The following is a 1966-nucleotide window of genomic DNA, read 5'->3' on the forward strand; positions in this document are numbered from 1 at the left end:
TGACAGTTCTTCAATGTCACTTATATTCTTACGCTTTTTAAATAAATCAGATAACAGGTTAGAACAGCTCATAATCACGAAGATCCTCCGGCGCCAGAAGCCGTGATATCAGGCCCCCATTCAATCAGGGCACAACCATCGCTTCCCGGCATGCTCGGGTCTTGGCCAAGTCCTGCTTTTTTGGCAGGCCCTGCACCGCCTGCACCACAACTGATACCCTCTAGCAAATAGCCTTCGCCGCCGTTCCCACCATGTCCATAGAGATAAGTTCCTCCTGCGGTCGAAGATGGATCGCCGACGGTACCATCTTGGCCATTTATGTTGAGAAGGTCACCACCACTTGCGACTGCACCAGTACCTGCAGCACCGCCAGCACCGCTGGAACGATATTGTGAATAACCACCGCCTCCGCCCAACCCCGGCGCTGCAGTTAACAGTGTGCCAAAGGTGCTTTGCTGCCCACCGGTACCATCCGTATTTTTTCCATAGACAGGATGGGCATAAATGGATGCTTCAGCACCACCACCAATCGTCACAGGAATGATATCACCGGGGGTAACAGCCAGTATTTTCTGTACGACAGCCCCGGCGCCACCGCCGCCGCCGCCGCCGCCGGGAACAAATGAGCCAGACCCAACCCAGGTACCGTTCTGTCCGCCACTACCACCAGCCCCAACAAGTGTTACTTTAACAGCCGCAACATCCGATGGGACGGTCCAGTTGAGTACACCAGACGTATGATGAAACTCACTGCCCGCGCCATCATTAACTGGCTCCAAAATCTCCGGCCCCCATTCAATCAGGACACAACCATCACTTCCCGGATCCGTATTGTAGGTATGATTGCTCTTGGTATGCCCCGACCCACCAGCACCACAATTGGTGCCCTGCACTAAATAACCATTACCGCCCGGACCGCCATTGGCATGCACATAATTGCCGCCCGCTGTGGAATAGGGATCACCTGGTTGACCACTTTGTCCGTTGAGATTAACAAGAGTACCACCAGCGGCAATACCACCTGCGCCGCCAACACCACCTGCACCGCTGGAACGGTATTGAGAATAGGCGCCGCCACCGCCTTGTCCTGAGGCGGCAATTAAGAGACTGCCAAAGGCACTTTGTTCCCCACTTTTGCCGTCCGCATTCTTGCCATAAGTCGGATGTGTATAAACAGATGCCGCACCGCCTGTACCAACAGTCACAGGAATGATATCACCCGCCATCACAGTTATAATTTTCTGAAGATAGGCGCCACTGCCACCACCGCCGCCACCGCCACCGCGAGAAGACAATGAGTTGTCTGCACCGGAAGTCCACGTCCCCATCGCACCAGCAGAACCACCACCGCCAACAACAGAAACTCGAACAGCGGTTACGCCATCGGGAACAACCCAGTTATGTACGCCAGCTGTCGCATAAAGCTCGCTTCCAGAACCATCATCAACAGGCTCATCAAGTGCAGCCCCCCACTCAATCAAGGCGCAGCCGTCGCTTCCCGGATGACTTGGTTTTTGAGTTTTATTTGCCATTTTTTTCGGGCCAGCTCCCCCCGCCCCACAGTTGATGCCTTCCAAGACATAACCCGTACCACCAAGGCCGCCCTCGGCATAAAGATAGTTCCCACTGACTGTCGAGGCATGCTCGCCCGGCAAACCATTTTGACCGTCAATATTTAAAGTATCTCCCCCACTGGCAACACCACCAGTTCCAGCGACACCACCAGCACCAGAGGATTGATGTTGAGAATAGGCACCTCCGCCTCCGCTGCCTGGAGTTGCAGTTAGAAATGCTCCAAAAGTGCTCTCTTCACCGCTCGTACCATCTGTATTTTTTCCATAGGTGGGATGAGTATATATTGACGCTTCAGCCCCGGCGCCGACAGACACCGGAATAACGTCCCCCGGGTTTACAGCAATCAACTTTTGTACAATCGCGCCAGAACCACCACCGCCACCGCCACCGC

Annotated in this window: 1 protein-coding gene; it reads right to left on the reverse strand. The window is 54.4% G+C overall.

Annotation, left to right across the window (positions count from 1 at the left end):
• Positions 1 to 74 precede the first annotated feature (74 nt).
• The coding region (locus tag WH96_RS22180) for a glycine-rich domain-containing protein (protein WP_047766172.1) at positions 75 to 1966 on the reverse strand (1892 nt) is incomplete at its 5' end.

This window comes from Kiloniella spongiae, assembly GCF_001026905.1.
Taxonomy (GTDB): Bacteria; Pseudomonadota; Alphaproteobacteria; order Kiloniellales; family Kiloniellaceae; genus Kiloniella; species Kiloniella spongiae.